The sequence below is a fragment of the Streptomyces sp. NPDC001663 genome, assembly GCF_042893105.1.
Taxonomy (GTDB): domain Bacteria; phylum Actinomycetota; class Actinomycetes; order Streptomycetales; family Streptomycetaceae; genus Streptomyces.
Genome location: NZ_JBIAUR010000050.1, coordinates 1 through 2,176 on the forward strand (window position 1 = coordinate 1; position 2,176 = coordinate 2,176).

Genomic DNA, 2,176 nt, shown 5'->3' on the forward strand with positions numbered 1-2,176 from the left:
GGATGAACCACGCCCATCTCTCCCGCCACGAACGGGAGTTCATGCCCACCCACCCGAACTAAACGATCACGTTCGGAAAGCGGATGGCGTCTGAGGCCATGCGCTGGGCAGCCCCCGTCGTCGTACCTTCGGACAGGGCGGTCCTGGCAGACTCGGCTGCGGCGTCGAAGACGGTGAGCATCGTGCCGTCGACGGGATGGGCGAGATGGGCTCGGGCGGCTTGGGCGGCCTCCTCCAGGGCCGAGGCCAGCCGATCCGGGGTGACCACGGACAGGTCTCTCAGCGACTCGCCCAAAGCGCTGAGCCACCGGTAGGTGATGGTGACGCTGTTGCCGACGACGACATAGTTCTCCGCGGCGGCCAGCTGCAGCGCGTCGCCCGGCGTTGTGTCGTCCGGCACCGTCAGCAGCGAGCAGGCGAACGCCTCCCAGAAGAGCAGCATGTTCGTTCCCGTGTCCTGGTCCGGGGACGGGAAGAAGTTCAACGTGTTCAAAAGGGTCCGGTGTCTACGCAGTTCCCCTTGTGTGGTCCACGCCCAGCTCCGTAAACCCGGCAGATCCAGCCCGTTGCCCCGCACCGCGGCCCCCCACTCGCTCGTGGCTGGGCAGGCTAGCACCACCGCCGCAGCCAGGGCCTGGGTTTATGCCGCAATACGGAGCGGTCGTCAGTAGTCCTCTCCGCGCGGGTTGTCCATGTTCGGCAGGTGCCGCAGGTGGAACGTACGCAGTCTGCTGCGCAGGTGCTGGGCGTACGGCGCCTTGGGCCCGCCCTGGTCGACGACGTCGAGAAGCGTCTTGAGCTGCTGCATCATCCGCTGGACCGGCCGCGGGGCCCGCTGCTTGGACGCCCCCCGGTCGAACAGCACATCGAGCTGCTCGTCGGTGGCCGCGGCCACCAGGTCGCAGATCTGCGCGGTTCGGGTCGAGGCACTGCGGGCGTACCGTACCGCCTCCTCGTGCCGCTGGGGATTACGCACCGCCGCAACGAAGGTCTCGCGGTCCGGGACCTGGTCGGTGCCGAACAGGTAGTCAGCCCCCGCACCGGCAAACTAAGCGGCAACGTCCCGCTCGTGGCGGGCGTAGTAGCTCACCGCAATGATGAGCATGTCGGGGTTGTGCCTGCGCGCCGCGAGCACCACGTCACGGCCCGGAAAGCGGTCGTAGTCCCGGTACTGGACCCCGGCTTCCTTCGCCCGGCGCGCGGACTGAGGCGCGCCGGTCGTCGTGTGCGTCCACCACGAGGCAGTCGTAGTCGCGCCAACGTTCCCCGAGGGCCCGGGCATCCTCGAAGTCGACGGCCGCGCAGGAGGCCACCGCAAGGTCAGCGCCGGTGTCGGCGCTCTCCCTCAGCCACATCTCACGGGCGTCACGCATCTCAGGCCGGTCATCAACGATCAGGTAGCGCATCAGTCCTCCTGTGTGAGCTGCTCCGCCGGACTTTGGCGTGGCGGCTGGGCGTCGGCACAGTCCAGCGCCTCGGTCGCCTGCCGAATCCGGGAAGCCGTGCTCTTGAGCTGTATCGCGGTGACCGCGTCCAACTCGTCCGCCCGTTCCAGCACACGGTCCAACCGCCCGCTGAGGTGGTCACGCACCAGCCGGACTCGTCGGCGCTGCTGATCCCAGCCGGCCCGCACCGCGCGGTAACAGGCCTGCTGCGTACGTCGCTTTTCCTCGTCTGTCACCCGGGCCCCCATGTCCCGGATGGTCTTGCCCAGACGCACACTGCCCACCCCGGCCAGCGCGGTCCACACAAGCTCGGCGACGAACGCCGGCCCGTCACCCGGCTCACGACGGCAGGACAACCAGCTCGCCCCGATCATCGCCGCGACACTAGCGACCACACCCGCCTTGCCCCTGCGGCTCATGTCCGGAAACTGAGAGCCCCACAGATACACCGCCCCGCACAGGATGTGCAGACCCGGGTGGAACGGGGTTCCGTCAGGGTTGTAGGTGGGACGGCGCATGGTCTTCGGACCCTGGATGGCCCCGTACAGGCAGCTGGGCAGGAGCAGCAGCGTCAGGTCCGCGACGTGCTCGATGTGCAGACGCCGCTGCGCGTACTCTGCAAAGGCCGCGCTGAGCCCTTTCCACCACCCACCTGCGCGGCAGCACCACGAACCCCGCTGTTTCATCGGTGCGTTTGACGATCTGAAGGGTGATCCGGGGCTCCTCGCGGG

General features: G+C 68.3%; 4 protein-coding genes and 1 pseudogene. All 5 read right to left on the minus strand.

The features are described 5' to 3' along the window. Window positions 1-58 precede the first annotated feature (58 nt). Window positions 59-493, minus strand: coding sequence for a DAK2 domain-containing protein (locus ACFY1L_RS55910; protein ID WP_388843364.1), 435 nt, complete (start codon window positions 491-493; stop codon window positions 59-61). Between the two features lie 171 nt (window positions 494-664). After that, a complete protein-coding gene (locus ACFY1L_RS55915) occupies window positions 665-976 on the minus strand; it encodes a hypothetical protein (RefSeq protein ID WP_388843366.1) in 312 nt (103 codons plus the stop codon). 72 nt (window positions 977-1,048) lie between these two features. Further along, entirely contained in the window at window positions 1,049-1,282 is a 234-nt protein-coding gene (locus ACFY1L_RS55920; RefSeq protein WP_388843368.1) for a hypothetical protein, read from the minus strand. A gap of 123 nt (window positions 1,283-1,405) precedes the next feature. Beyond that, window positions 1,406-1,864 carry a hypothetical protein gene (locus tag ACFY1L_RS55925; RefSeq protein ID WP_388843370.1) on the minus strand — a complete coding sequence of 153 codons (459 nt, stop codon included), beginning with the start codon at window positions 1,862-1,864 and terminating at the stop codon, window positions 1,406-1,408. Window positions 1,865-2,045: 181 nt separating this feature from the next. Next, window positions 2,046-2,176 (minus strand): annotated as a pseudogene (locus ACFY1L_RS55930) (IS5/IS1182 family transposase); the annotation flags it as partial.

Excerpts from the sequence above, each read along its gene's own strand:
- ACFY1L_RS55920 (WP_388843368.1), bottom strand. The coding sequence starts at position 1,282 with ATGCCCGGGCCCTCGGGGAACGTTGGCGCGACTACGACTGCCTCGTGG.
- ACFY1L_RS55925 (WP_388843370.1), bottom strand. The coding sequence starts at position 1,864 with ATGAGCCGCAGGGGCAAGGCGGGTGTGGTCGCTAGTGTCGCGGCGATG.